This window comes from Pseudomonas sp. H11T01, assembly GCF_048515765.1.
Lineage (GTDB): Bacteria > Pseudomonadota > Gammaproteobacteria > Pseudomonadales > Pseudomonadaceae > Aquipseudomonas.
Genome location: NZ_JBLYED010000001.1, coordinates 312,234 through 334,639, shown reverse-complemented (window position 1 = coordinate 334,639; position 22,406 = coordinate 312,234). Strand labels below are relative to the sequence as shown.

The following is a 22,406-nucleotide window of genomic DNA, read 5'->3' as shown; positions in this document are numbered from 1 at the left end:
CCTTCTGAATTAGCGTGGGGTCACGGACTGGTTGAGTTGCCTTCCTTGGTCGTCGTAAGTGTATTGGGTCATCCGGTCCGGCTCTGTCACGGTAACCGGCAGAAATAGTGTTGGGTGCCACTCTGTGGACGTTGTTCGCGCTTGAGGAGTGCCGCTGGCTTGTGTACGGGAAGACTCCAGGTTGCGATCGTTGTAGACGTATGTCGTAATATTTCCATTGTTATCTATCTGTGTCTTGAGTAGGCCACGCTCATCGTAAGTAAAAGTTGAATTGCTACTTGGACAACTAGGAGTGGGTTCGCCGTCAATTGCGGTAATGCGCTTGGAACCCTGAATGAATTTAAATTGGTAGTTGGTTTTTTTACCTAGTTCATTTGTTACGGTGGTCGACCCGTCTGCGTTGTAGCTAACCAGCACCTTCTCTGCACCATCGGCGTGCTCACTGGAGATGGCGCGCCCTTGTTCATCGTAAGCCCACGTGGCGAATAGCATACCGCGCTCGTCGATGATTGCAGTTAAAAGCCTGCTGTCTCTTGGATCCTCGTAAAGATATTGTCTTTTGTCGAAAGTATCAGGATATGTGCGAGTTGCGGATATTAATTGCCAGTACTTGTTGTACCTATAGTCAATCTGGACATTTTTCGCGATAAGTTTTTTGGGTTGTTTTTTGGAGTCCTCTGAGAATTGTATGGACGTACCATACGCATCGGTAATCGTAATTTTTTCTTTCGTATAACTTATAAGCTGCGATACTCCGTGCTTTAGGATTTTGGAAAGTCTGCCAAGATTGTCGAACTCATAAAAATTATTTTCGGGTGAATGATAGCTCCAGTGATCTGGATGTTTAGTTAATATCCCAAGCTCTTGTTGTTTTGGAGTGTAAATGTTGCCTGTTTTTTCGAAACTAGATTTTTTGCCGTCGAAATGAATAAGAGTGATGAGATTTGATTCAATAATCATTCGGGATGAATAGCTGTGAGTCCATACTCCATTTACGCTGTTGTAGAATCTTGAAAATTCAATCTGGTTAGGTCGGAAATTTTTTCTTGGAGAAACGAAATCAGTTTCTGATTGGATTTTGTACCCGGTTAAAAAATTTATGGGATTTCCGGTAATATTTGAAGGGCAGCTATCGTCAACAGCTTGGACTTCACACTGCCCCATAAATTTGTTGAATTCTTTTCCGGGGGGACAAGAGCTGCCTTTTCTTTTGACCTTATAGAGATCTTGATCGGTTGCTACTTTAGGGTCATTGTGGACAACGCATACCCATGTGTGATCATTTGGGAGGGGTTCATTCTCGATCCAGTAGCTATCTTTTTGAGTGGCAGGTCTTGCGGGTCGGTAATCTGCATAGTATTGGAAATCATAGTCGAAAGCCCATCTACAAGCTGATTCCGGCGATGAGTGTTTTCCTTGTATCTTCGGATCAAAGAGTGTGTCGTCAAATTGCCATGTGTATTCTTCTGCTAATGATTGCAGATGTGTAAAGTTTGATAATAAGAAAGTGGTAGCGATGATTTTTTTTGCAAGCATGATTAGGATCTTCCTTGACCGTTGTGTAGGGCGTCTCGATGATTTCTCTCTATTTGTATAGTCTATTCTGGATGAAGAGTTTCGGATCTGAAATATGGTGTTTTACTTAATTATGATGGGCGTAAAGATAGTTATTTGCATGTGGAAATAGCACCTTCAATAATTTTTCTGTAGCTTTAAATTTCAACCAATACTTGTTCGCTCGTGCAATCGTCGCCATAGTCCACGAGTTGGCGCTGAAAGTGCTCGTTGAGTAGGTGGAGAATCAGCAGTTGAACTTTTGAAGGCCGAGCAGTGCAATGAGATGCAGGGTTATCTTATCAGCCGGCCGGTTGAGGCGGATGGTCTGGCTGCTTTACTTCACGCCGACACAGACCTTTTGTTGCCGCTGGCGAAGCCTGCGATAAGCCCGAAGGGGCTTCCGGGGGCTTAAAAAAGCAACGACTGCTTGGCAGTCGATCGCAGCCTGCGCCAGCTGCTACATACAGCGCACCCAGCCAAAATAGGGGGCAGCAAGGCAATTCAGTTACGTATTGAGCAGGCAAAAAGCCGATTCATGTAGTATAACTACAAGCGCGCTACATCCCTGGCATCTGCCAATAACAACGAGTCCAGCCCTTTGAATCTGTTGCAGCACATCGCCCAGTCACGCCATCTGTTACGCAAGTCGGAGCTCAAGGTCGCCGATCATGTGCTGCTTGACCCTGCGGCTGTGATGCACAGTTCCATGGCCGATCTTGCCCACAGCGTTGGCATCAGCGAGCCGACCATCGTGCGCTTCTGCCGCGCCATCGGTTGCTCGGGGTTCCAGGATTTGAAACTGAAACTGGCGCAAAGCCTGGCGGCGGGCGCGAGCTTCGGACAGTTCGCGATCCATGAAGACGATTCGGTTGCCGACTACAGCCTGAAAATTTTCGACACCACCTTGCACACGCTGATGGAAGTGCGTGAGAAGCTCGACCCGGTGGCCTTGCAACGTGCGGTCACCGCCATGTCTCAGGCCCAGCGCGTCGAGTTCTACGGTTTTGGTGCGTCTGGCGCGGTAGCGGCGGATGCTCAGCACAAATTCTTCCGTTTGCTGCTGACCGCTGCGGCTTATTCCGACCCGCACATGCAGGCGATGTCGGCAGTGACGCTGAAACCTACCGACGTGGCGATCTGTATTTCCCAGTCCGGGCGCTCTAAAGATTTGCTGATCACTGCCAATCTGGTCCGCGAAAGCGGCGCAACGCTGATCACTTTGTGTCCGAGCCAGACGCCGCTGGCCGAGTTGTCGACCGTCAACCTGGCGATCGATGTGCATGAAGACACCGAAATCTACACGCCGCTGACCTCGCGTATTGCTCACCTTGTGGTGATCGATGTGTTGGCGATGGGTGTGGCCATGGCCCGTGGTCCGAGCCTGGTCAACCACCTCAAAAGCGTCAAGCGCAGCCTCCGCAGCTTGCGGCTGTCGCCCAAATCGGTCAAAGCGCTGGACGATTGAGTCTGCCGCTGAAGTAGCGGGGCTTTTTGTGGCGAGGGGCCGCCCGGCCCCTCGCTACAGGGGTGCGGCGTCGGACTGTAAATTTTCATCTCCCTGTAACCCCCACGCAGCCAAACCGTCATCCCCGGCGTTCATCGTGTAACTCCCGTACTCGTCTTGGGAGACTCGAAATGGCCCAGTCCTACGAAGAACGCAACAGCGCTGTCAAAACCCGCCGTCAGCAAGAAGATCAGCGCCGAATGGAATTTCGCCGCGCGATTGAGAGCCGTTGTGAGCAGCGTCAGTTGCTCGCCGAGATTGGCGATTTTCCTGACTCTGCGGAGCTCAATTACTGGCAGGCAGCGCCGGCAACTTCCCGTCGAAGCGCTCAACCAGCCCGCTGATTAGTACCCGTTCGCTGCGGATAAACCCCAGGAACGCATGCGCCACCGGTGACAGGCGTTTTGCCTTGGCTTGCACCACGCACCAGCTGCGGTACAGCGGCAGCTCCTCCACCGGTAACTCCTTGAGGGTGCCGGTGGCCAACTCAAGGTTCAGGGCGTGGCGCGTCAGCAGCGCTACGCCCAGACCCGCCACCACGCACTCGCGCTGGGCTTCCGCCGAAGAGACCTCCAGGGTTTGCGAGAAGTGCACGCGCTTTTCCTTGAAATACTCTTCACAGGCCAATCGCGTGCCCGAGCCTTGCTCACGCAACAGCAGGGTATAAGGCTCCAGATCCTGCAAACGCAGCGGCCCCATGTGGCACAGAGGATGATCGGGCGGTGCCACGGCGATGATCGGGTTGTTGAGGAACGGCAGAAACTCAAGGCCCATGTCCTGCGGCACCATGGACATGATCACCAGGTCGTCGCGGTTGTCCGACAGACGTCGAATGGCCTGGGCCCGGTTGATCACCATCAGCTGCAGATTGACCTCCGGATGCAGGCGCTTGAAGGCGGCGAACAGGTGCGGAACAAAGTACTTGGCGCTGGATTCCACCGCCAGCTTCAGTTGCCCCTGCAACGAGCCCTGCATGTCCGACAGCTGCATGTCGAGGTTTGCCAGGCGCCCGAAAATGTCCCGGCTGGCCCGTTGCAAGGCTTCGGCAGCCTCAGTCATGTAGAGTTTTTTGCCGACATAATCGAACAAAGGCTGACCAATCAGCTCTTCGAGCTGACGAATTTGCAGGCTGACGGCCGGTTGTGTGAGAGACATTTCCTCAGCCGCGCGGCTGTAGGACCGTAAATCGCAGACCTCATTGAAAATCTGAAGTTGGCGCAATGTCATACGCATCAAAGACTTACGCATTTTTAAAGACTCTGTCCAGGGACTGATCAGTCAACTATAAGTCTTTACTTATGAGTGACCCAATTATTATTGATTTTTGTTAATCCCTTGATGGGGCTAGTGTGACTACGCGACTGAACTGAAACATTTAGTCACGCGCCGACCTGGTCTAGCGGGTCGTCAGTGCCATCGGCTCAAGGGAACCTCCAAGTGATAAAAAAGATCCTGATCGCCAACCGTGGGGAAATTGCCGTACGAATCGTGCGTGCCTGCGCCGAGATGGGCATTCGCTCGGTCGCGATCTATTCTGACGCCGATCGCCATGCCTTGCATGTGAAACGCGCGGATGAGGCCCATAGCATTGGTTCCGAGCCTTTGGCCGGTTACCTGAACCCGCGCAAGCTGGTGAACCTGGCCGTGGAAACCGGTTGCGATGCACTGCACCCAGGTTACGGTTTCCTGTCGGAAAACGCCGAACTGGCAGACATCTGCGCCGAGCGCGGCATCAAATTCATTGGTCCGTCGGCAGAAGTGATTCGCCGCATGGGCGACAAGACCGAAGCGCGCCGCAGCATGATCAAGGCCGGCGTGCCGGTGACTCCGGGCACTGAAGGCAACGTCGCGGACATCGCCGAAGCGCTGGTCGAAGGCGACCGCATCGGTTACCCGGTGATGCTCAAAGCCACTTCCGGTGGTGGCGGCCGCGGTATTCGCCGCTGCAACAGCCGTGAAGAACTGGAACAAGCTTTCCCGCGGGTGATTTCCGAAGCGACCAAGGCGTTTGGGTCGGCGGAAGTCTTCCTGGAAAAATGCATCGTCAATCCCAAGCACATCGAAGCGCAGATCCTCGGCGACAGCTTTGGCAATGTGGTGCATTTGTTCGAACGTGATTGCTCGATCCAGCGCCGCAACCAGAAGCTGATCGAGATCGCCCCGAGCCCGCAACTGACCCCGGAACAGCGCGCCTACATCGGCGACCTGTCGGTGCGCGCTGCCAAGGCCGTGGGCTACGAGAACGCCGGCACCGTGGAGTTCCTGCTCGCCGAGGGCGAGGTGTACTTCATGGAGATGAACACCCGGGTCCAGGTGGAGCACACCATCACCGAAGAAATCACCGGTATCGACATCGTTCGCGAGCAGATCCGCATCGCCTCCGGTCTGCCGCTTTCGGTGAAACAGGAAGACATTCAGCATCGCGGTTTCGCGCTGCAATTCCGGATCAACGCCGAAGACCCGAAAAACAACTTCCTGCCGAGCTTCGGCAAGATCACCCGTTACTACGCGCCCGGCGGCCCCGGCGTGCGTACCGACACGGCGATCTACACCGGCTACACCATTCCACCGTTCTACGATTCCATGTGCCTGAAACTGGTGGTGTGGGCGTTGACCTGGGAAGAAGCGATGGACCGTGGCTTGCGCGCCCTCGACGACATGCGTCTGCAAGGGGTCAAGACCACCGCCGCCTATTACCAGGAAATCCTGCGTAACCCGGAATTCCGTAGCGGTCAGTTCAACACCAGTTTTGTTGAAAGCCATCCGGAACTGACCAACTACTCGATCAAGCGCAAACCCGAAGAGCTGGCCCTGGCCATCGCCGCCGCCATCGCCGCCCACGCAGGCCTGTGAGGAATATAACAATGTCCAAGAAGATCTTTGTAACTGACACAATCCTGCGCGACGCCCACCAATCGCTGCTCGCGACCCGCATGCGCACCGACGACATGCTGCCGATCTGCGACAAGCTCGACAAAGTCGGCTACTGGTCGCTGGAAGTCTGGGGCGGTGCGACTTTCGACGCCTGCGTACGTTTTCTGAAAGAAGACCCGTGGGAGCGTCTGCGTAAACTGCGTGCGGCGTTGCCTAACACGCGTCTGCAAATGCTTTTGCGCGGGCAGAACCTGCTGGGATATCGCCACTACAGCGATGACGTGGTCAGAGCTTTCGTTGCCAAGGCCGCGGTCAATGGCATCGACGTGTTCCGCATCTTCGACGCCATGAACGACGTGCGTAACCTGCGTGTGGCCATCGAAGCGGTGAAAGCTGCCGGCAAGCATGCTCAGGGCACCATCGCCTACACCACCAGCCCGGTGCACACCATCGAGGCGTTTGTGGCCCAGGCCAAGCAAATGGAAGCCATGGGTTGCGACTCCGTTGCGATCAAGGACATGGCCGGCCTGCTGACCCCGTACGCTACTGGCGAGTTGGTCAAGGCTCTCAAAGCCGAGCAATCGCTGCCCGTGTTCATCCACTCCCATGACACCGCCGGCCTGGCCGCCATGTGCCAGCTCAAGGCCATCGAGAACGGCGCCGACCATATCGACACCGCGATCTCCAGCTTCGCCTGGGGCACCAGCCACCCGGGCACCGAGTCGATGGTCGCCGCGCTCAAGGGCAGCGAATTCGACACCGGTCTGAACCTGGAGCTGTTGCAGGAAATCGGGCTGTACTTCTACGCCGTGCGTAAGAAATATCACCAGTTCGAAAGCGAATTCACCGCCGTCGACACCCGTGTGCAAGTCAACCAGGTACCGGGCGGGATGATTTCCAACCTGGCCAACCAGTTGAAAGAGCAGGGCGCACTGAACCGCATGAGCGAAGTGCTGGCGGAGATCCCACGGGTCCGTGAAGACCTCGGCTTCCCGCCGCTGGTAACTCCGACCTCGCAGATCGTCGGCACTCAGGCGTTCTTCAACGTGCTGGCCGGCGAGCGCTACAAAACCATCACCAACGAAGTGAAGCTCTACCTGCAAGGCGGCTACGGCAAAGCGCCGGGTACGGTGAACGAGAAACTGCGTCGCCAGGCCATCGGCAGCGAAGACGTGATCGACGTACGTCCGGCCGATTTGCTCAAGCCGGAAATGACCAAGCTGCGCGGCGACATCGGTGCGTTGGCCAAGTCCGAAGAAGACGTGCTGACCTATGCCATGTTCCCGGACATCGGCCGTAAATTCCTCGAAGAGCGTGAAGCCGGCACCCTGACTCCAGAAGTGCTGCTGCCGATTCCAGAAGCCGGCGGCGTGACTTCAGCGGGTGGCGAAGGTGTGCCGACCGAGTTCGTTATCGACGTTCACGGCGAAACCTACCGCGTCGACATCACCGGTGTGGGCGTCAAGGCTGAAGGCAAGCGTCACTTCTACCTGTCCATCGACGGCATGCCGGAAGAAGTGGTGTTCGAACCGCTCAACGAGTTCGTCAGCGGCGGTAGCAGCAAGCGCAAACAAGCTACTGCGCCGGGCCACGTCAGCACCACCATGCCGGGCAACATCGTTGATGTGCTGGTCAAGGAAGGCGACGAGGTCAAAGCTGGCCAGGCCGTGTTGATCACTGAAGCGATGAAGATGGAAACCGAAGTTCAATCGGCCATTGCAGGCAAAGTCACCGCCATTCATGTGGCTAAGGGCGACCGGGTCAACCCGGGCGAAATCCTGATCGAGATCGAAGGCTGATTTCACAGCCTTTGATTACAACGCTTTAAACCTCGGGGGAGCATGTGCTCCCCTTTTTTTTATTGCCGGTTTTGCCAGCCTCTGGATTGAGCTAATCAATAACTTTGGTGGTACCGAGGCTTGGATCTATGACAGTGCTTCCAGGGGGATATTTTCCGCTGACCGAATAGGTTCCTGGCTCCACGCGTGGCACCTTGAAGAAGACTCTGTCTGGGGCACTGCGTGTGATTGCCACGGTGTTTGTGAGCTTATTTGTGAACGCGATGGCATAGAGTCCGGTCAGTGAGTGGGTTTTTTCATTGAGTAAATGAAGGTCCTCTCCCACCTTGACTTCTGGGGGCAGGTTTTGAGTTTTAGTTTCTGAAGCGCTCATTGTGATACCTCGTCCTTAAGTGTTGACTGGGTTCAGAGCCTGCACTTGTCTTAAGGGCCGGTTCTGACGACTTAGCCTAGGGCGAGTTTATGAGTAGCGTCTACTGTCAGAGTTGACAGGTGATCATCCATCCAGCGCATCTCAAAGGTTCATCTGCCACTGGCCTATTAACCCGTGATTGCGGCGTTGCTGCCGATCTCGCCGCTATAGCCTGCGGCCACCCGTTGAAATGATCTTTCTTATCTCTGCAATTTATTGCGTATATTTTCGATCTGAAAGATAAAAAATGCATTTTATTGCGCATGGCGAATCATTTAGCGTTCCAAAAATGCATTAAATTGCAGGTTCAGCTCATGTACATCCGACACTTAAGAACTACGCAGCCGGAATTGGGGGCGGGCCGTCCGCCGCTTGCGGGTGGAGGTCACGGGTCTGTATCAAAGCCAATTCGCCAAGATGTGCAAAATCTCGGTGCGCACGTTGGTGCATATCGAGCATGGGGAAGGGAACCAGACCCTGAAATCGCTGAATGCCGTGTTTCGGCCCTTTGGGTTGCAGATGGGGGGGTGAGGGTTCGGCGGAATATCAGCTGAGTCTGATCTGGCGACATTTCGTTTTGCGGATGTACCCAATACCTGTAGGAGCCGAGCTTGCTCGCGAAGGCGGCCTTATAGCCGGCCTATGTTTTGTTGACTGGGTACATATCCGTTTCTGCGGTAACGGCCACTTAGGGGTCCGCTCTTACAGCGGGTCACTTTTTCAGACACCAAAAAGTAACCAAAAGTCTTCGCCCCGAGCGTTCGGCCCCTCGCTGAGGCTCGGTGTTCCCTCGCTACGGTGTCCATCAGGGGGCATCGCCCTCCGGTCTGCTTCGCTACGACCTCCATGCGATGTCCTCGGCTTCGCCGAGGGGCGCTGCGCGCCAGTCCCCTGATGAACACCTTCGCTCGGCCTTCCGAAGGGGCGGGTGGATCAAGATCTAAAGCCAAAGCCAGAGCGAACAGGCGAAAGGGGTCTGTGTGTGGTAACGCATTGTGGCGAGGGAGCTTGCTCCCGCTCGGCTGCGCAGCAGTCGCAAATCCAGCAGATGCGATCTCCCTGACACAATGCGGTGCCCGGCTTTTAGGGTCGCTGCGCACCCCAGCGGGAGCAAGCTCCCTCGCCACAGATTCTGCGCTCGGTGCCTCTTCCTTCGATTGAATGTAGGAACGGTCTGAGATTGAGATGTAGGGACCGGCTTTTACATCCTGCAGACGCTCACCTATAGTTCGCCCGTCATCGCCAAAACGGTGACCGATCTTAGCCGGTCGAAAAACAGAGTGGACGTTAAAGCGCCGCCCTAGTTTTGCTTAATCTGCAAACGGTGGTAGCTCCGAAAAATAATTATGGAGTTACATATGACTAACTACACCCCTCTCCAAAGCAACCTCAGCGTAGTACCCACACTGTTCCTCAACATCGATGCCGACGCCTGCGATCTCTTCGAAACCGCAATCCAGCGCATCAAGGCCGGGCGCAATTTGCTCAACAGCGTCACCTGTCTGAGCGTCAAGGATGCCGAAGGCTACGATCTGGAGCACTTCGCCAATGCCGCGCATTTGCTGATTCAGGATGGCTGCGATGCCTTGGATGCGCTGGGCTGGAAGCTCAAGAGAACCGCTAACTGCGCTGCTGATACGCCTTCCCGTAATGGCGCTCCATCCGCGCCTGAATCAGCTCCAGCCCAATCGACATCAGCCAGTAAATGATCGCTGCCGTGGTCAGCATTTCGATGTAGCGGTAGCTGGAGCGGCCATAGGACTGCGCCAGGAACATCACTTCCCAGACGCCCATCACCGAGATCAGTGACGAGTCTTTGAGCATTGAGATGAATTGGTTGGTGGTGGGCGGGATGATGGTGCGCATGGCTTGTGGCAGGGTGACTCGCCAGAAGATCACCGTTTCGCGCATGCCCAGTGCCAGAGACGCTTCGCGCTGGCCGTGGGGGACACCCACGATGCCGGCGCGGAAGATTTCGCTCAAGTACGCGCCGTAATTCAGCGACAACGCGATGATCCCGGCTGCAATGGCGCCGGGGACTATGCCCAGCTGCGGCAGGCCGAGGTAGATCAGCAGGATCTGAATCAGCAGCGGTGTGCCGCGAAAAAACGATGCGTAAAAACTCGCGATGCCGAACGCCACGGCGCTCTTCGACAATCGCGCAAGGGCGGTGATGAAGCCCAGCAGTGACGAGGCGAGGATCGAGCACAGGCACAAAAACAGCGTCAGCGCTGCGCCTTGCAAGAAACCGTTGGGCGCCAAATGCAGGCCGATCAGGTTCGGCAGTTTGTCGAGGATGATCGAGAACTTCAGGTCGAAGCTCAGGAAGAAACTCGCGAACAAACCCAGCATCGCCGCCCAGGTCAGGTACAGGCGCGTACGAAAGCCAAAGACGCGTTTGAGCAATGACTCAGCCACCGGTTGTGGCGGCTGAGGAGGGTGAGGGAAAGAAGTCATTTGCTGATGTCGGCGCCGATCCATTTTTGCGACAGCCGGGTCAGGGTGCCGTCCTGCTTCAGTTGGGCGAAGACTTCGCGCACTTTGCCATCCCACTGCGCATCACCTTTTTCGATGGCCACAGAGTTAGGTTCCGAGTACAGCGGCTCGCCGGCAAGTTTGAAGCGCTTGTCTTCGGTCAGGCGTGGTTGTGCAGTCACCAGGTTAGTGAGAATCGCGTCCAGTCGTACGCCAGCGCCCAGACCCAGGTCCTGGAAGGCGACGTTGTCGGTGTCATACGGGGCGATCTGCACGTCCTCGAACGGGTACTGCAATTGAGTGTCTTCGGCGCCTTCGATCACCAGGTTTTTGTTCAGGTAGCTCTCGTAGCTGGACGCGCTGGTGAGGCCGATTTTTTTGCCGTTCAGGTCTTTGGCGCTGTGGATGCGGTCGTCTTTGGCATTGACCACGATTACTGCCGGCGAGGCGTAGTACTCCACCGGGAAGTCGAAGACTTCGGCGCGGGCCTTGCTCGGGGTCATGGAGCAGATGCAGATGTCATAGCGACCGCTCCAGCGACCGGCAGCGATGACGTCCCAGGACGGGGTCTCCAAGCGCAGTTTGACGCCGAGTTTGTCCGCCACGGCCTTGGCCACGTCGACATCGAAACCGTCGAGTTGATTCTGATCGTTGAGGAACGAGAACGGTGGATAACTTTCCATCAGCACGCCCACCAGCTCTTTCTTTTGCTCGATGCGATCCAGCGTGGCGCCAGCAAAGGCTTGGGAAGAGGCAGCGAGAATCGTCAGGCCCAAGGCCAGCAGCGGTTGAAGTTTCACGGGCAGTTCCTGACTAAAAAAGAAGTTGTTATTAACTGAATGGTGCGTATTTAATAGTTATAAGAACCACTCTGGTAGTGAGTTATTTTCATAAGCATATGAGTAAAAAGCATATGGGCACAGGCAGCACGGTAATTCTGGATGGCGGTATGGGTCGCGAACTGCAACGCCGAGGCGCGCCGTTCAGGCAGCCTGAGTGGTCCGCGCTGGCCTTGAGCGAAGCACCACAAGCGGTGGAGGCCGTTCATACGGCTTATATCGAAAGTGGTGCAAACGTGATTACCAGCAACAGCTACGCGGTAGTGCCGTTTCATATCGGTGAGGAGCGTTTTGCGGCTGAAGGTCAGGCGCTCGCCGCCTTGGCAGGTGAGCTTGCACGGCGTGCGGCCGACGCGGCTAAACAGCCGGTGCTGGTGGCCGGTTCTTTGCCGCCGCTGTTTGGTTCTTATCGTCCGGATCTGTTTGATGCTGCGCGGGTGACCGAGCTGCTGACACCGCTGGTGACAGGCTTGGCCCCGTACGTGGACGTGTGGCTGGCGGAAACCCAGAGTTCTACCGTCGAGGCACGAGCGATCCACGCTGGACTGCCGAAGGGTGGAAAACCGTTCTGGTTGTCCTTCACGTTGAAGGATGAAGACACCGATGAAGTGCCGCGTTTGCGCTCTGGTGAGCCGGTTAGCGAGGCCGCAGCTGTCGCCGTAGAACTGGGCGTTGAGACCTTGTTGTTTAACTGCAGCCAGCCGGAAGTGATCGGCACCGCGATCGATGCGGCCCGTGAGTCCTTCGAGCGTTTGGGGGTGAAGATCAACATTGGCGCTTACGCCAACGCGTTCCCGCCGCAACCCAAAGAAGCCACGGCCAATGATGGTCTGGACCCGTTGCGTGAAGACCTCGATCCGCCGGGTTACCTGCACTGGGCGGCCGATTGGCAGAAGCGCGGCGCCACCCATCTCGGCGGTTGCTGCGGGATCGGCCCGGAGCATATTGCGGTGTTGGCGCAGAAGTTGGCGTAAAGATCGTTCCCACGCTCCCGCGTGGGAATGCCTCACTGGACGCTCTGCGTCTGCTCTTGAATGTGACGCGGAGCGTCACGGGCTGCATTCCTTTGCGGCGCGTGGGAACGATCATGAGGTCGCGTCAGGCGCGACACTCCACTAACGTCTTAACCTGCCCAGACCCGCTCTGATTTTCCTCGCTCAACCACTTCTCAAACCCCGCTCCAATCGCTGGCCACTCCGAATCCAGAATCGAGTACCACGCCGTGTCACGGTTCTGGCCTTTGACCACCATGTGCTGGCGGAACACCCCTTCAAAACTGAAGCCCAGGCGCTCAGCCGCGTACTTGGAGCGGGCGTTGCCGTTGTTGCACTTCCACTCCAGGCGACGGTATCCCAGGGCAAAAGACTCTTTGGCCAGTAGATAAACCGCTTCGGTACTTTTTGGTGAACGCTGCATCGGCGCGCCGAAGGTGACGTGGCCGATTTCGATCCGCCCCTGAGCAGGAACGATCGACATCAGACTGAGAATGCCCTGGACATCGCCGCTGACACGGTCGATCACGCTGAAGAAATACGGGTCGCTGTTGGCCGCGTTGTTGTTTAGCCAGTCATCGAACGCACCGCGCTCGGTGAAGGGGCCGTAAGGCAGATAGTCCCAGAGTTTCGGGTCGGCATTGGGGCCTTCAAGGGCTTGCCACAGGCCATCGCCGTGGCGTGCCGGGTCGAGTTTTTCCAGGCGGATGAAACGCCCTTCGATGAGTTTGACCGAGGGCGCCGGGACGCCTTTCCAGTCGGCAAGTGAAATCGACATGTTGTTCTCCCTAAACCTTAAAGGCCTTTGCGAAACTGGATGAAGCCAGGACGTTCGGCGATGCGCTCGTAGAGCTGGATAGCCGTGGCATTGGTCTCGTGGGTCAGCCAATGGACCTTGGCGCAACCGTCAGCGCGGGCGGTGTCATAGACGAATTCGATCAGCTGCCGACCGACGCCGGTTCCGCGTGTTTCCGGGACGACCAGCAGGTCCTGCAGGTAGCAGGAGTTCTCGATGCTCCAGTTGGAGCGGTGGTAGATGAAATGCACCATGCCCACGGCTTTTTCACCGTCCCAGGCGAGGGCCGCGTGAGTGGGCTCGCTCAGGTCGAGAAAACGTTGCCAGGTGCTTTGGGTGACAGCATCGGGCAACTCGGTGTTGTAGAAGCGCAGGTAGGCTTGCCACAACGGCAACCAGGCGGCGTGGTCGCTGGCGGTGACTCGGCGGATATCAATCTGGCTCATGGTCATTCCTTAACGCATCAAATGGGCGAGGGCCTGATCGTGCAGGTCCGGGCTGGCAGCCAGCCCTTCGCGCACGCCGGCGATGTCTGCGGTACTGCGGTTCTGGCTGAGCTTGCGTTTGCCTTCCAGGCGCTGGATTGGCAAGGCGAAGCCGACGATGGCCTTGAGCATGCCGTCGATGTAATGGGCAGGCGCATCGTCGACTTTCCATGGCTTGGCGCGGCCGGCTTCGTGGCGATCAGTCAGGGCGCTGACCAGATTGCGCAAGCGGTGCGCATCGCTGAATACTTCGGCCCTGCCATAGGCGTGCACGGCGACGTAGTTCCAGGTCGGCACAACTTTGCCGTGCTCGGTTTTGCTCGGGTAAAACGACGGGCTGACGTAGGCATCCGCACCGGCAAAGATCACCAGCGCTTCGGCGCCTGCTTCCAGCTCCTGCCATTGCGGATTGGCCCTGGCCAGATGCCCATAGAGGGTGCCATTGGGCCCCTGCTCGGCGCTTAGCAGCAACGGCAAATGGCTGGCTTGCAAGCCTTGCGCGCCGTGGGTGACCAACACCGCCAGCCGGGTGTTGAGGATCTGCTGGTGCAGTTGCAGCACGTCTTCTTCGGCAAATGAGCTGGGTGTGTACATGGAAGTTTTTCCTTGGCGAATGCCTGCATCCTAGGCAGGCTATTGGTCTGTTGTAAGAGCCATTAATGACCAATTTCGTAGGTCCATTGCCATAGGTCCATTGCGATGAGTAATCCGCCGCTGTCCTTGTCGTTCAATCCTGCGGGTATTGAGCTCGACCGCCGCCAGGGCTTGAGCCGTCAGCTCTATCAGGCGTTACGGGTGCGAGTGCTTGACGGTCGACTGGCCAGTGGCATGCGTTTGCCGGCCAGTCGGGATTTGGCCGCGGCCCTGTCGATCTCTCGTAACAGCGTAGTTCGTGCCTACGATCAGTTGTATGCCGAAGGGTTTATCGAAGGGCGGGTAGGGGACGGTACTTATGTGGCGCAGTTACCGGAAACCGCGCTGCCGGTAAAAAAACTATCCACAAAACTATCCACAGGGTTTTCAACAGGCTTACCCACAGGGTTATCCACAGATTGGCTTGAATTGCCTGTGGTTTCATCCAGTGAAGTTATCCACAGCGGGGCGCTGGGGCTTGTTGATAAGCACCATTTGGCCAGGCCACCCAGTGGTCCGCCGCGGGCTTTTCGGGTTGGAATACCGGCCTTCGATCTGTTCCCGTTCGAGGTCTGGGCCAAGCTGAATGCGGCTTTCTGGCGAAAACCGGATTTGCAGCAGTTGTGTTATGGCGCGCCAGAGGGCGACGCACGCTTGCGCGGGCTGATCGCAGCCTATTTGCGCAGCTCGCGGGGCATGCAGTGCAGCGCTGAGCAAATTGTGATCACCAGTGGCGCGCAGCAGGGAATTAGCCTTTGTGCACAGCTGCTGGTGGAGCCCGGCGATGGGGTGGCTGTGGAAAACCCTGGCTATCGCGCTGCCGGGCATGCCTTTGCCGTGGCGGGGGCACGTTTGCATGGTGTGGCGGTGGACAACGAGGGCATGGACTGCGCCGAGCTGGCGACATTCAGCGACTGTCGGCTGGCCTATGTCACGCCGTCCCACCAGTACCCGACCGGAGTGATCATGAGCCTGGCACGGCGTCTGGAATTGCTGGCCTGGGCCGAGCGCACCCAAGGCTGGATCGTCGAGGACGACTACGACGGCGAATACCGTTACAGCGGCGCGCCGCTGGCACCTTTGGCGGCGCTGGATCGGCAGGGGCGGGTGCTGTATGTCGGGACGTTCGGCAAAGTTGCATTCCCAGCGCTAAGGCTGGGCTATCTGGTGTTGCCGCCAGGATTGGTGGAGGCCTTCGCCCGGCGTCGGGCGGTGGATGTGCGACATTCGGAAGTCAGCACTCAGGCAGTGATGGCCGAGTTCATGGCGGCCGGGCACTTTCAGCGGCATATCCGACGTATGCGCCGCGCGGCGTTGAGTCGACGCAATGCATTGTTGGCCGGTTGGCCTGCGGATATCCCCGGCGTTGGTAGCCTGCCGCTCGTGGCGGCCGGGCTGCACCTGACGGTGCCGGTGGACAGTCTGGCCCGTGAGTGCGAGCTGGTCGAACAAGCTGCGAGTGTCGATGTGGAGATCAATGGTTTGAGCAGTTACTGGCTACCGGACTCGAGTACCCCGCAGAACCAGCGCACGGGATTGGTGCTCGGGTTTGCGGCCGTGCCGGAAGTGGCCATTGAAGCCGCGTTGGTGCGATTACGCGGCGTCTGGAAGTGAAAGACCTTGTAGGAGCAGCCGGTCGACGCTCGATTGGTCCGGGCGGCGTTCCGACGATGGACTCAAGGGCGGCGCGTTTACTCAGAAAACACGCGTTATCGTTAACGTCCATCGCGAGCAAGCTCGCTCCCACAGGTTTTGCGCTAGGCGCTTCTATTTTTCAAAGGGCAATCATCCGTTTCACGTCCCGGATTTGATCTTGGTCCACGCCCGAGTCCGTGCCCGCTCGGCTTCCCGTGGCAATGGTTGCAGGGTATAGAGCGTGGCCATCGCCGCTTCGGTCGGGTACAGGTTGGGGTTGTTGCGGATCGCCGGGTCGACCATCTCGGTGGCATCCTTGTTGGGGTTCGGGTAGCCGACGAAGTCGCTGATCGGTGCGATCACTTTCGGTTGTAGCAGGTAGTTGATGAAGGTGTAGGCGTCCTCTGGGTCTTTCGCACCTTTAGGGATCGACAGCATGTCGAACCAGATAGGCGCGCCTTCTTTAGGCAGGCGCATATCGACGATCACACCGTTCTTGGCTTCCTTGGCGCGGTTGGCGGCCTGGGAGAAGCTGCCGGAATAACCGACCGCGACGCAGATGTCGCCGTTGGCGATATCGGCCATGTATTTGGAGGAGTGGAAATAGGTGATGTACGGACGGATCTTCATTAGCAACGCTTCAGCCTTGGCGTAGTCCGCAGGCTTGGTGCTGTTGGGCGGCAGGCCGAGATGTTGCAGGGCCAGCGGCAGAATCTCCGACGGTGAGTCGAGCAGGGCGACGCCGCACTGCTTGAGTTTGCTGATGTTCTCTTCCTTGAAGATCAGGTCCCAGCTGTCCACCGGTGCATTGTCGCCCAGTGCGGCTTTGACCTTGTCCGGGTTGAAGCCGATCAGGATCGTGCCGTACATGTAGGGCACGGCGTATTTGTTGCCGGGGTCGTTGGCTTCGATCAGCTTCATCAGCTTGGGATCGAGGTGGTTCCAGTTCGGCAGCTTGCTGCGGTCCAGCGGCTGGAACACGCCGGCTTCGATCTGCTTGGCCAGGAACACGTTGGACGGCACCACCACGTCATACCCGGAGTTGCCGGTGAGCAGCTTGGCTTCCAATGCTTCGTTGGAGTCGAAGATGTCGTAGATCAGTTTAACCTTGGTTTCAGTTTTGAAGTCTTCGAGGGTTTTGGGTGTGATGTAGTCGAACCAGTTGTAGACCCGTAAGGTGCGGTCTTCGGCATGCACGGCGCCGCTGAGCACCGTGGCGCAGAGGGCGGGAGCGATAAGACGCTTGAGTGTGTTCATTGTTCTGATTCCTCACGGGCGCTTTGGAAACCTTCGAGAACGTTCACGGCGTTGATGCCGATTTCTTCTACCGCGTAACCGCCTTCCATCACGAACAGGGTCGGCTTGCCGAGGCGCCCGATGCGTTCGCCCATGAGCAGGTAATCGGGGCTGTCGAGCTTGAATTGAGAAATTGGGTCGTCCTTGAAGGTGTCGACACCGAGGGAAACCACCACGACATCGGCGCCGTAGCTTTCGATCTCCTTGCAGGCCAGTTCCAGCGCGGCGCTCCAGCTGTCCCAGCCTGAGCCTGCGGCCAGGGGGTAGTTGAAGTTGAAACCTTCCCCCGCGCCTTCGCCGCGTTCATCTTCGTAACCCAGGAAGAACGGAAACTCGGCCTCCGGGTGACCGTGGATCGAGGCGAACAGCACGTCGCTGCGCTCGTAGAAAATCGATTGAGTGCCGTTGCCGTGGTGGTAGTCGACGTCGAGGATCGCAACTTTTTTATGGCCTTGATCGAGGAACGCCTGAGCGGCAATGGCGGCGTTGTTCAGGTAGCAATAACCGCCCATCAAATCGCTGGCAGCGTGGTGTCCCGGAGGTCGACACAGGGCGAAGGCACTGCGGGCGCCGCGTTGGATAACGGCCTGAGCGGTGAGCGCGACTTGCGCTGCGCTGTACGCTGCTTGCCAGGTGCCGGCGGTGATTGGCGCGCCGCCGTCGAAGCTGTAATAGCCCAACTGGCCGTGCAGACTTTTCGGGATCACCTTGCGCAAGGTGCGAGCTGGCCAGGTGTAGGGCAGCAAGTCGCCCTCGCGACCGAACTCGGTCCAGCGTTGCCAGGCGCCTTTGAAGAACTCCAGGTACTCGCGGCTGTGAATGCGCTGAATCGGTCCAAGGCCGAAATCCTGTGGCGCTTCCACCGGGCCCAGACCGCGGTATTGAACCCGCTGCAGAACGTGATCGGCGCGTGAGGGCATTTCGAAGCAGGGCATCAATTGCCCGTCCATCAGCTCACAACGGCCGTGGTGCAGGTGGTGATCATCCGAGTAGATCGTCAGCATTTCTTATTCTCCGCAGGCTGATTCGGTTGCTCACAGTCTTGCGGCGCGCGGTGTTTGAGAGAACGGCAGGAGCGGCCAAAAGGGGATCGATATGGCCAAAGTGTTTGTCCGAAATTCGCCCCTGAATGATGCGAGTGTGCCCCAGCTCAGATCGTGGGCTTGTCAGCCATGCCTTTGGTGTTCTTCAGGACGCCATCGCGAGCAAGCTCGCTCCCACATTGATCTTCAGTGAACACGGCATTTGTGTACGACGGCAATCCACTGTGGGAGCGAGCTTGCTCGCGATGGCGAAATTCAGAACACCGCAGTCCTCAAGGCCTGAACTGGCTGGGCGCTACACCACTCCAGCGCACAAAGGCATGTCGGAAACTGGCGGTTTCGCTGAAGCCCAGGGCTTCGGCGATCTGGTAAACCGGTCGTTGATCCTCGCACAGCATCTGCTTGGCCCGCTCAAAGCGCAGCTCGTCGAGCAGTTCCTGATAGCTGCAACCGAGGTCCTTGAGGTGCCGCCGCAAGGTGCGCGCCGAACAGTTCATTTGCTCAGCCAAGCCCTCAAGCCCCGGAGCAGCGTTGAGTTGCGTGGCGAGCAGTTGGCGGATTCGCCCGAGCCAAGCCTGGCGTCCGGTGAACTCGGTGTTCTGTTTGCGGCAGCGCTCGGCCATGGCCTGGTGGGTAATGGTGTCGGCCAGCGGCAATGGTTGGTCGAGCCAGCGTTTGTCGAAGGCGAAGGCATTGGCTATGGCATCGAACTGCAAGGGGCAGTCGAAGCGCTCGGTGTAACGGGTCTGGTAGTCCGGCGCGGGATATTCGAAGCGGGCGCCGAGCAATGGCAACGGGTGCCCGAGCAGGTCGTCGCAGATGACTTTCATCGAGACCAGGCAGAACTCGGTGTTGAACACTGCCAGCGCCGGGTTTTCCCGATAGTCGCTTGCCGTGAGCCAGATGCACTCGCCATCTTCCTCAAGGCTCAACTCGAAAAGTGTTCCCAACAGCGCCGGATAACGCAGCGCCAGACGCAAAGCGTCACCTAAGGTGGCACTGGTGAGCAGGGCATAGCCGAGCATGCCGTAGGAGGAAACGTGCATGCGCCGGCCCAACTCCAGGCCAATCTCGCGCTTGAGCGCCACGGCATTGGCGCAGACCTGCATTTCCTGATTGGTGGTAATCCGCGTGTCGGCACGGCTCAGATCCGCCGCGCTGATGCCGCTGCCGGCCAACAGCGCTTCGCTGGACAGACCTTCAGCCTTGAAGGCGCTGAGCACCAAAGAGACGGCGTTGAGGGTAGTGAGATGGGAGTGAAGCATGCTCGGTTCCAGCGTGGGGGTGCTGGAATCGAGCAAGTTGTGTGCCGGGAGTTGGCGGAGAATTGGAGGATCGTTCCCACGCTCCCGCGTGGGAATGCCTCACTGGACGCTCTGCGTCCGCTTCGGCAGTGACGCGGAGCGTCACGGGCTGCATTCCCACGCAGAGCGTGGGAACGATCAGTACGATCAGTGGAAGGTCAGTTCAATTCGCCACAAAGATCCAGTTCAACCAACCGCCGAATCTCGTCAATCTCAATCCCTGTCCCTAACAGCGCATGCAACTTGCCAAACGCCGCCTCGCGAGTCATGCCGCCACCCGACAACACACCAACGCCGCGCAACCGGCTGCCGGCTTCGTAGACGTCCAGCGCCACGCCACCTTCATGGCATTGAGTGATCGCCACCACCACGATGCCCTTGTCCTGCGCCCGTTGCAGGCTGGCGAGGAACTCTGGGTTGTCGCTCGGCCCGGTGCCGCTGCCGAAGCACTCGAGCACCAACCCTTGAATGCCGCTATTGAGCAGGCCATCCAGCTGTTCAGCGCCAATGCCCGGGAACAGCGGCAGCACGCCGACTTTGGCCAGTTGCTTGTTCTGATGGTATTCCAGCTGGGCGGGAACAGACGGTGCCTTGGCCACGCCACCGTTACGATTCAGCGTGGCAAACGGATGACGACCAGAGCTGCGAATTTTCGCGCAGCGGGTCGGCGCCAACAGCTCGCCGTGGAAGTACAAATGCACCCCCGGCGCCAAGCCTTGGCCCAGTGCAACCAACGCGCCGCTGAGGTTTTCCCAGGCATCGCTGTCGGCCACACCGGCCGGCAGCATCGAGCCGGTAAACACCACGCGCGCATGCAGGCCGAGCAATTGGAAGCTCATGGCCGCGGCGCTGTAAGCGAGGGTGTCAGTGCCGTGCAGGATCAGCACGCTGTCGCAGCCCTGTACGTCGACTGCTTCTATGACAGCTTCACGCAGACGTTGCCAGTAAGCGGGCGTCATGTTGGCGCTGTCGATCAGCGGGGCCATTTCACGGAAGCGCCAGTTGGGCACCACCAGCTCTGGCTGGCTGTGGAAATAATCGCGCATCCGCGCTTCAAAACCAGACGCCGGAGCCAGGCCGTGGGCACTGGCCTGCATGCCAATAGTGCCACCGGTATAGAGCACCATGACGTGTTGCGCGGCGGGATAAGTTGCGGGGTTCATATGGGATTCTCCTGGACGAGTACACCGTACGGTCGAGCATGACGCTGACCGTGCGGTGTGTCACGTCGGACGCAATGGATTGCGCCCGGTTTGGCGATCAGCGTTGCGCTGCGCTCGCGACTGCAGGTGTTGCTTGGGCCTGAGTGGTCGGTACTGGCGGATTGGCTGGCCAGGCTTTCAGGTCGAGATCCAGGTCCGGGAACTTGCTGGAATCGAACACCGGAGTCTTGATGCCTGCCGCGCGTTGGTCGTCGTAGTCGCGCAGAATGCGCATGCCAACCTTGAACAGCAGGAACAGCGCGATCAGGTTAACGAAGGCCAGCAGGGTCATGGTGATGTCGGCGAAGGCGAACACCGTGCCAAGGTTCTCGATCGCACCCCAGAAGATCAACACCAGTACCAGTGCGCGGTAGCCGATCAGTGCCTTGCGGTTGTCACCGATCAAGAAGCGCAGGTTGCTCTCGCCCAGATAGTAGTTGTAGAGGATCGAGGTGAACACGAACAACGCCAGCGCGACGCTGATGAACATCCGGCCCCAGTCACCGACTACCGCAGCCAGGGAGTTCTGGGTCAGGGCAATGCCGTCGCCTTCGAAACCCGGGGTGTAGAAGCCCGACAGCAGAATCAGCAAAGCAGTACAGGTGCAGATCACGAAGGTATCGAGGAACACACTGAATGCCTGCACCACACCTTGCGCGACCGGGTGCTCGACCGAGGCCACCGCAGCGACGTTCGGCGCACTGCCCAAACCGGCTTCGTTGGCGAATACGCCACGCTTCACGCCCATGATAATGGCGCTGCCGACCAGGCCGCCGAAGGCTTGATCCAGACCGAAGGCGCTTTTGACGATGGTCATCAGCATGGCCGGCACGTGGTCGAACTGCAGCACGATCACGTAGAGGGTCACACCGATGTACACCAGGGTCTTCACCGGAACCAGCAGGTCAGCGACCTTGGCGATACGCTTGATCCCGCCGACGAATACCAGGCCCAACAGCACCGCCAGGCCCAGCCCGGTGTAAGTGGTGTTCAGGCCGAAAGCGTTATTCAGCGAGTGGGTCACGGCGTGGGATTGCAGGCCATTGAAGGCGAAACCGAAGGTCACCAGCAACAGGAAGGCCATGATCATGCCCAACCAGCGTTTTTGCAGGCCGTGCTGGATGTAATAGGACGGGCCGCCACGGTACTGACCTTCGGAGTCGCAGCGCTTGTAGAGCTGGCCAAGGGAGCATTCGAAGAAGCTGCTGGACATGCCGACCAGCGCGGTCACCCACATCCAGAACACCGCACCTGGGCCACCCAGGGTCACGGCAATGCCGACACCAGCGATGTTACCTGCACCTACCCGGCCAGCGAGGCTGAGCATCAGGGCCTGGAAGGAGCTGAGTTGACCGGCGCTGCTGCGCAGGCTGTCACGGAACACCGCGAACATGTGGAAGAAGTGTCTCAATTGAACGAAACGCGAGCGGATCGTGAAGTAGCTACCGAGCCCGACAATGAGCACGATCAGTACTTTCCCTGAGAGGAAGTCGTTGATGACTTCGAGCATGGAGTATTCCTCGCTATTTTTTGTGTAGGCAAATGCTGGTCGGTCCGACA

The 22,406-nt window shown here is 57.9% G+C and carries 20 protein-coding genes and 2 pseudogenes; 9 read left to right on the top strand and 13 right to left on the bottom strand.

The genetic code is table 11. The annotated features are described in order from the left end of the window. Nucleotides 1-9: 9 nt before the first annotated feature. Complete coding sequence (locus ACN1C3_RS01665) at nucleotides 10-1,536, bottom strand: DUF6531 domain-containing protein (protein WP_419114036.1); 1,527 nt, start codon at nucleotides 1,534-1,536, stop codon at nucleotides 10-12. A 203-nt stretch (nucleotides 1,537-1,739) separates the two neighbouring features. Between ACN1C3_RS01665 and ACN1C3_RS01660 the strand changes: the two are divergent. The 3 genes and pseudogenes from ACN1C3_RS01660 to ACN1C3_RS01650 all read left to right on the top strand — a co-directional run. Next, a pseudogene (locus ACN1C3_RS01660) lies at nucleotides 1,740-1,969 on the top strand (hypothetical protein); the annotation flags it as partial. 186 nt (nucleotides 1,970-2,155) lie between these two features. Then, on the top strand, nucleotides 2,156-3,022 hold the full coding sequence (hexR, locus tag ACN1C3_RS01655; protein WP_419114035.1) for a transcriptional regulator HexR: 867 nt from the start codon (nucleotides 2,156-2,158) through the stop codon (nucleotides 3,020-3,022). Nucleotides 3,023-3,192: 170 nt separating this feature from the next. Continuing rightward, nucleotides 3,193-3,405, top strand: a complete 213-nt coding sequence (locus ACN1C3_RS01650; protein ID WP_419114034.1) for a PA3496 family putative envelope integrity protein — start codon at nucleotides 3,193-3,195, stop codon at nucleotides 3,403-3,405. On the opposite strand, the gene ACN1C3_RS01645 is transcribed toward ACN1C3_RS01650, so the two are convergent. Further along, a complete protein-coding gene (locus tag ACN1C3_RS01645) occupies nucleotides 3,347-4,309 on the bottom strand; it encodes a LysR family transcriptional regulator (RefSeq protein ID WP_419114033.1) in 963 nt (320 codons plus the stop codon). The two genes, ACN1C3_RS01650 and ACN1C3_RS01645, sit on opposite strands and share 59 nt — an antisense overlap. Nucleotides 4,310-4,498: 189 nt before the next feature. Here ACN1C3_RS01645 and ACN1C3_RS01640 point away from each other — a divergent pair, with 189 nt between their 5' ends. Together ACN1C3_RS01640 and oadA are read left to right on the top strand one after the other, a co-directional pair. Then, nucleotides 4,499-5,914 (top strand): acetyl-CoA carboxylase biotin carboxylase subunit, encoded by a 1,416-nt coding sequence (locus ACN1C3_RS01640; protein ID WP_419114032.1) that lies wholly within the window; start codon nucleotides 4,499-4,501, stop codon nucleotides 5,912-5,914. Between the two features lie 11 nt (nucleotides 5,915-5,925). Then, the gene (oadA, locus tag ACN1C3_RS01635) at nucleotides 5,926-7,734 is read left to right on the top strand and encodes a sodium-extruding oxaloacetate decarboxylase subunit alpha (protein WP_419114031.1); all 1,809 of its coding nucleotides are present in this window, start codon (nucleotides 5,926-5,928) and stop codon (nucleotides 7,732-7,734) included. A 91-nt stretch (nucleotides 7,735-7,825) separates the two neighbouring features. On the opposite strand, the gene ACN1C3_RS01630 is transcribed toward oadA, so the two are convergent. Then, entirely contained in the window at nucleotides 7,826-8,107 is a 282-nt protein-coding gene (locus tag ACN1C3_RS01630) for a hypothetical protein (protein WP_419114030.1), read from the bottom strand. Nucleotides 8,108-8,500: 393 nt separating this feature from the next. Between ACN1C3_RS01630 and ACN1C3_RS01625 the strand changes: the two are divergent. Continuing rightward, nucleotides 8,501-8,700, top strand: a pseudogene (locus tag ACN1C3_RS01625) (transcriptional regulator); the annotation flags it as partial. A gap of 804 nt (nucleotides 8,701-9,504) precedes the next feature. After that, nucleotides 9,505-9,855 carry a hypothetical protein gene (locus ACN1C3_RS01620; protein ID WP_419114029.1) on the top strand — a complete coding sequence of 117 codons (351 nt, stop codon included), beginning with the start codon at nucleotides 9,505-9,507 and terminating at the stop codon, nucleotides 9,853-9,855. Here ACN1C3_RS01620 and ACN1C3_RS01615 read toward each other — a convergent pair. After that, nucleotides 9,767-10,603 (bottom strand): amino acid ABC transporter permease, encoded by an 837-nt coding sequence (locus ACN1C3_RS01615; RefSeq protein WP_419114028.1) that lies wholly within the window; start codon nucleotides 10,601-10,603, stop codon nucleotides 9,767-9,769. The two genes, ACN1C3_RS01620 and ACN1C3_RS01615, sit on opposite strands and share 89 nt — an antisense overlap. Next, nucleotides 10,600-11,421 (bottom strand): ABC transporter substrate-binding protein, encoded by an 822-nt coding sequence (locus ACN1C3_RS01610; protein WP_419114027.1) that lies wholly within the window; start codon nucleotides 11,419-11,421, stop codon nucleotides 10,600-10,602. Before ACN1C3_RS01610 ends, ACN1C3_RS01615 begins: the two co-directional genes overlap by 4 nt. Before the next feature lie 113 nt (nucleotides 11,422-11,534). On the opposite strand from ACN1C3_RS01610, the gene ACN1C3_RS01605 reads away from it, so the two are divergent. Further along, the gene (locus tag ACN1C3_RS01605; protein WP_419114026.1) at nucleotides 11,535-12,434 is read left to right on the top strand and encodes a homocysteine S-methyltransferase family protein; all 900 of its coding nucleotides are present in this window, start codon (nucleotides 11,535-11,537) and stop codon (nucleotides 12,432-12,434) included. Between the two features lie 124 nt (nucleotides 12,435-12,558). Here ACN1C3_RS01605 and ACN1C3_RS01600 read toward each other — a convergent pair whose 3' ends face one another. Genes ACN1C3_RS01600 through ACN1C3_RS01590 form a run of 3 tightly spaced genes read right to left on the bottom strand, consistent with a single transcriptional unit; the run spans nucleotide 12,559 to nucleotide 14,327 of the window. Continuing rightward, complete coding sequence (locus ACN1C3_RS01600) at nucleotides 12,559-13,230, bottom strand: GNAT family N-acetyltransferase (protein ID WP_419114025.1); 672 nt, start codon at nucleotides 13,228-13,230, stop codon at nucleotides 12,559-12,561. A 17-nt stretch (nucleotides 13,231-13,247) separates the two neighbouring features. Beyond that, nucleotides 13,248-13,694: an N-acetyltransferase family protein gene (locus ACN1C3_RS01595; protein WP_419114024.1), complete on the bottom strand. Its 447-nt coding sequence runs from the start codon at nucleotides 13,692-13,694 to the stop codon at nucleotides 13,248-13,250. Between the two features lie 9 nt (nucleotides 13,695-13,703). After that, the gene (locus ACN1C3_RS01590) at nucleotides 13,704-14,327 is read right to left on the bottom strand and encodes an FMN-binding negative transcriptional regulator (RefSeq protein WP_419114023.1); all 624 of its coding nucleotides are present in this window, start codon (nucleotides 14,325-14,327) and stop codon (nucleotides 13,704-13,706) included. Between the two features lie 105 nt (nucleotides 14,328-14,432). Between ACN1C3_RS01590 and ACN1C3_RS01585 the strand changes: the two genes are divergently transcribed. Further along, nucleotides 14,433-15,980, top strand: coding sequence for a PLP-dependent aminotransferase family protein (locus ACN1C3_RS01585; RefSeq protein ID WP_419114022.1), 1,548 nt, complete (start codon nucleotides 14,433-14,435; stop codon nucleotides 15,978-15,980). 180 nt (nucleotides 15,981-16,160) lie between these two features. Here ACN1C3_RS01585 and ACN1C3_RS01580 read toward each other — a convergent pair whose 3' ends face one another. The 5 genes from ACN1C3_RS01580 to ACN1C3_RS01560 form a co-directional block, all read right to left on the bottom strand. Then, on the bottom strand, nucleotides 16,161-17,258 hold the full coding sequence (locus ACN1C3_RS01580; protein WP_419114021.1) for a polyamine ABC transporter substrate-binding protein: 1,098 nt from the start codon (nucleotides 17,256-17,258) through the stop codon (nucleotides 16,161-16,163). Beyond that, nucleotides 17,255-18,301 (bottom strand): histone deacetylase family protein, encoded by a 1,047-nt coding sequence (locus ACN1C3_RS01575; protein ID WP_419114020.1) that lies wholly within the window; start codon nucleotides 18,299-18,301, stop codon nucleotides 17,255-17,257. Before ACN1C3_RS01575 ends, ACN1C3_RS01580 begins: the two co-directional genes overlap by 4 nt. Nucleotides 18,302-18,612: 311 nt before the next feature. Further along, nucleotides 18,613-19,605 carry an AraC family transcriptional regulator gene (locus tag ACN1C3_RS01570; RefSeq protein ID WP_419114019.1) on the bottom strand — a complete coding sequence of 331 codons (993 nt, stop codon included), beginning with the start codon at nucleotides 19,603-19,605 and terminating at the stop codon, nucleotides 18,613-18,615. A 197-nt stretch (nucleotides 19,606-19,802) separates the two neighbouring features. Continuing rightward, nucleotides 19,803-20,807, bottom strand: a complete 1,005-nt coding sequence (locus ACN1C3_RS01565; protein WP_419114018.1) for an asparaginase — start codon at nucleotides 20,805-20,807, stop codon at nucleotides 19,803-19,805. A 97-nt stretch (nucleotides 20,808-20,904) separates the two neighbouring features. Further along, the gene (locus ACN1C3_RS01560) at nucleotides 20,905-22,356 is read right to left on the bottom strand and encodes an alanine/glycine:cation symporter family protein (protein WP_419114017.1); all 1,452 of its coding nucleotides are present in this window, start codon (nucleotides 22,354-22,356) and stop codon (nucleotides 20,905-20,907) included. Nucleotides 22,357-22,406 lie beyond the last annotated feature (50 nt).

Excerpts from the sequence above, each read along its gene's own strand:
- ACN1C3_RS01630 (WP_419114030.1), bottom strand. The coding sequence starts at position 8,107 with ATGAGCGCTTCAGAAACTAAAACTCAAAACCTGCCCCCAGAAGTCAAG.
- ACN1C3_RS01560 (WP_419114017.1), bottom strand. The coding sequence starts at position 22,356 with ATGCTCGAAGTCATCAACGACTTCCTCTCAGGGAAAGTACTGATCGTG.
- ACN1C3_RS01605 (WP_419114026.1), top strand. The coding sequence starts at position 11,535 with ATGGGCACAGGCAGCACGGTAATTCTGGATGGCGGTATGGGTCGCGAA.
- ACN1C3_RS01600 (WP_419114025.1), bottom strand. The coding sequence starts at position 13,230 with ATGTCGATTTCACTTGCCGACTGGAAAGGCGTCCCGGCGCCCTCGGTC.
- ACN1C3_RS01620 (WP_419114029.1), top strand. The coding sequence starts at position 9,505 with ATGACTAACTACACCCCTCTCCAAAGCAACCTCAGCGTAGTACCCACA.
- ACN1C3_RS01595 (WP_419114024.1), bottom strand. The coding sequence starts at position 13,694 with ATGAGCCAGATTGATATCCGCCGAGTCACCGCCAGCGACCACGCCGCC.
- ACN1C3_RS01590 (WP_419114023.1), bottom strand. The coding sequence starts at position 14,327 with ATGTACACACCCAGCTCATTTGCCGAAGAAGACGTGCTGCAACTGCAC.
- ACN1C3_RS01645 (WP_419114033.1), bottom strand. The coding sequence starts at position 4,309 with ATGCGTAAGTCTTTGATGCGTATGACATTGCGCCAACTTCAGATTTTC.
- ACN1C3_RS01650 (WP_419114034.1), top strand. The coding sequence starts at position 3,193 with ATGGCCCAGTCCTACGAAGAACGCAACAGCGCTGTCAAAACCCGCCGT.
- ACN1C3_RS01665 (WP_419114036.1), bottom strand. The coding sequence starts at position 1,536 with ATGCTTGCAAAAAAAATCATCGCTACCACTTTCTTATTATCAAACTTT.
- ACN1C3_RS01580 (WP_419114021.1), bottom strand. The coding sequence starts at position 17,258 with ATGAACACACTCAAGCGTCTTATCGCTCCCGCCCTCTGCGCCACGGTG.
- oadA (WP_419114031.1), top strand. The coding sequence starts at position 5,926 with ATGTCCAAGAAGATCTTTGTAACTGACACAATCCTGCGCGACGCCCAC.
- ACN1C3_RS01575 (WP_419114020.1), bottom strand. The coding sequence starts at position 18,301 with ATGCTGACGATCTACTCGGATGATCACCACCTGCACCACGGCCGTTGT.
- ACN1C3_RS01585 (WP_419114022.1), top strand. The coding sequence starts at position 14,433 with ATGAGTAATCCGCCGCTGTCCTTGTCGTTCAATCCTGCGGGTATTGAG.
- ACN1C3_RS01565 (WP_419114018.1), bottom strand. The coding sequence starts at position 20,807 with ATGAACCCCGCAACTTATCCCGCCGCGCAACACGTCATGGTGCTCTAT.
- ACN1C3_RS01570 (WP_419114019.1), bottom strand. The coding sequence starts at position 19,605 with ATGCTTCACTCCCATCTCACTACCCTCAACGCCGTCTCTTTGGTGCTC.
- ACN1C3_RS01615 (WP_419114028.1), bottom strand. The coding sequence starts at position 10,603 with ATGACTTCTTTCCCTCACCCTCCTCAGCCGCCACAACCGGTGGCTGAG.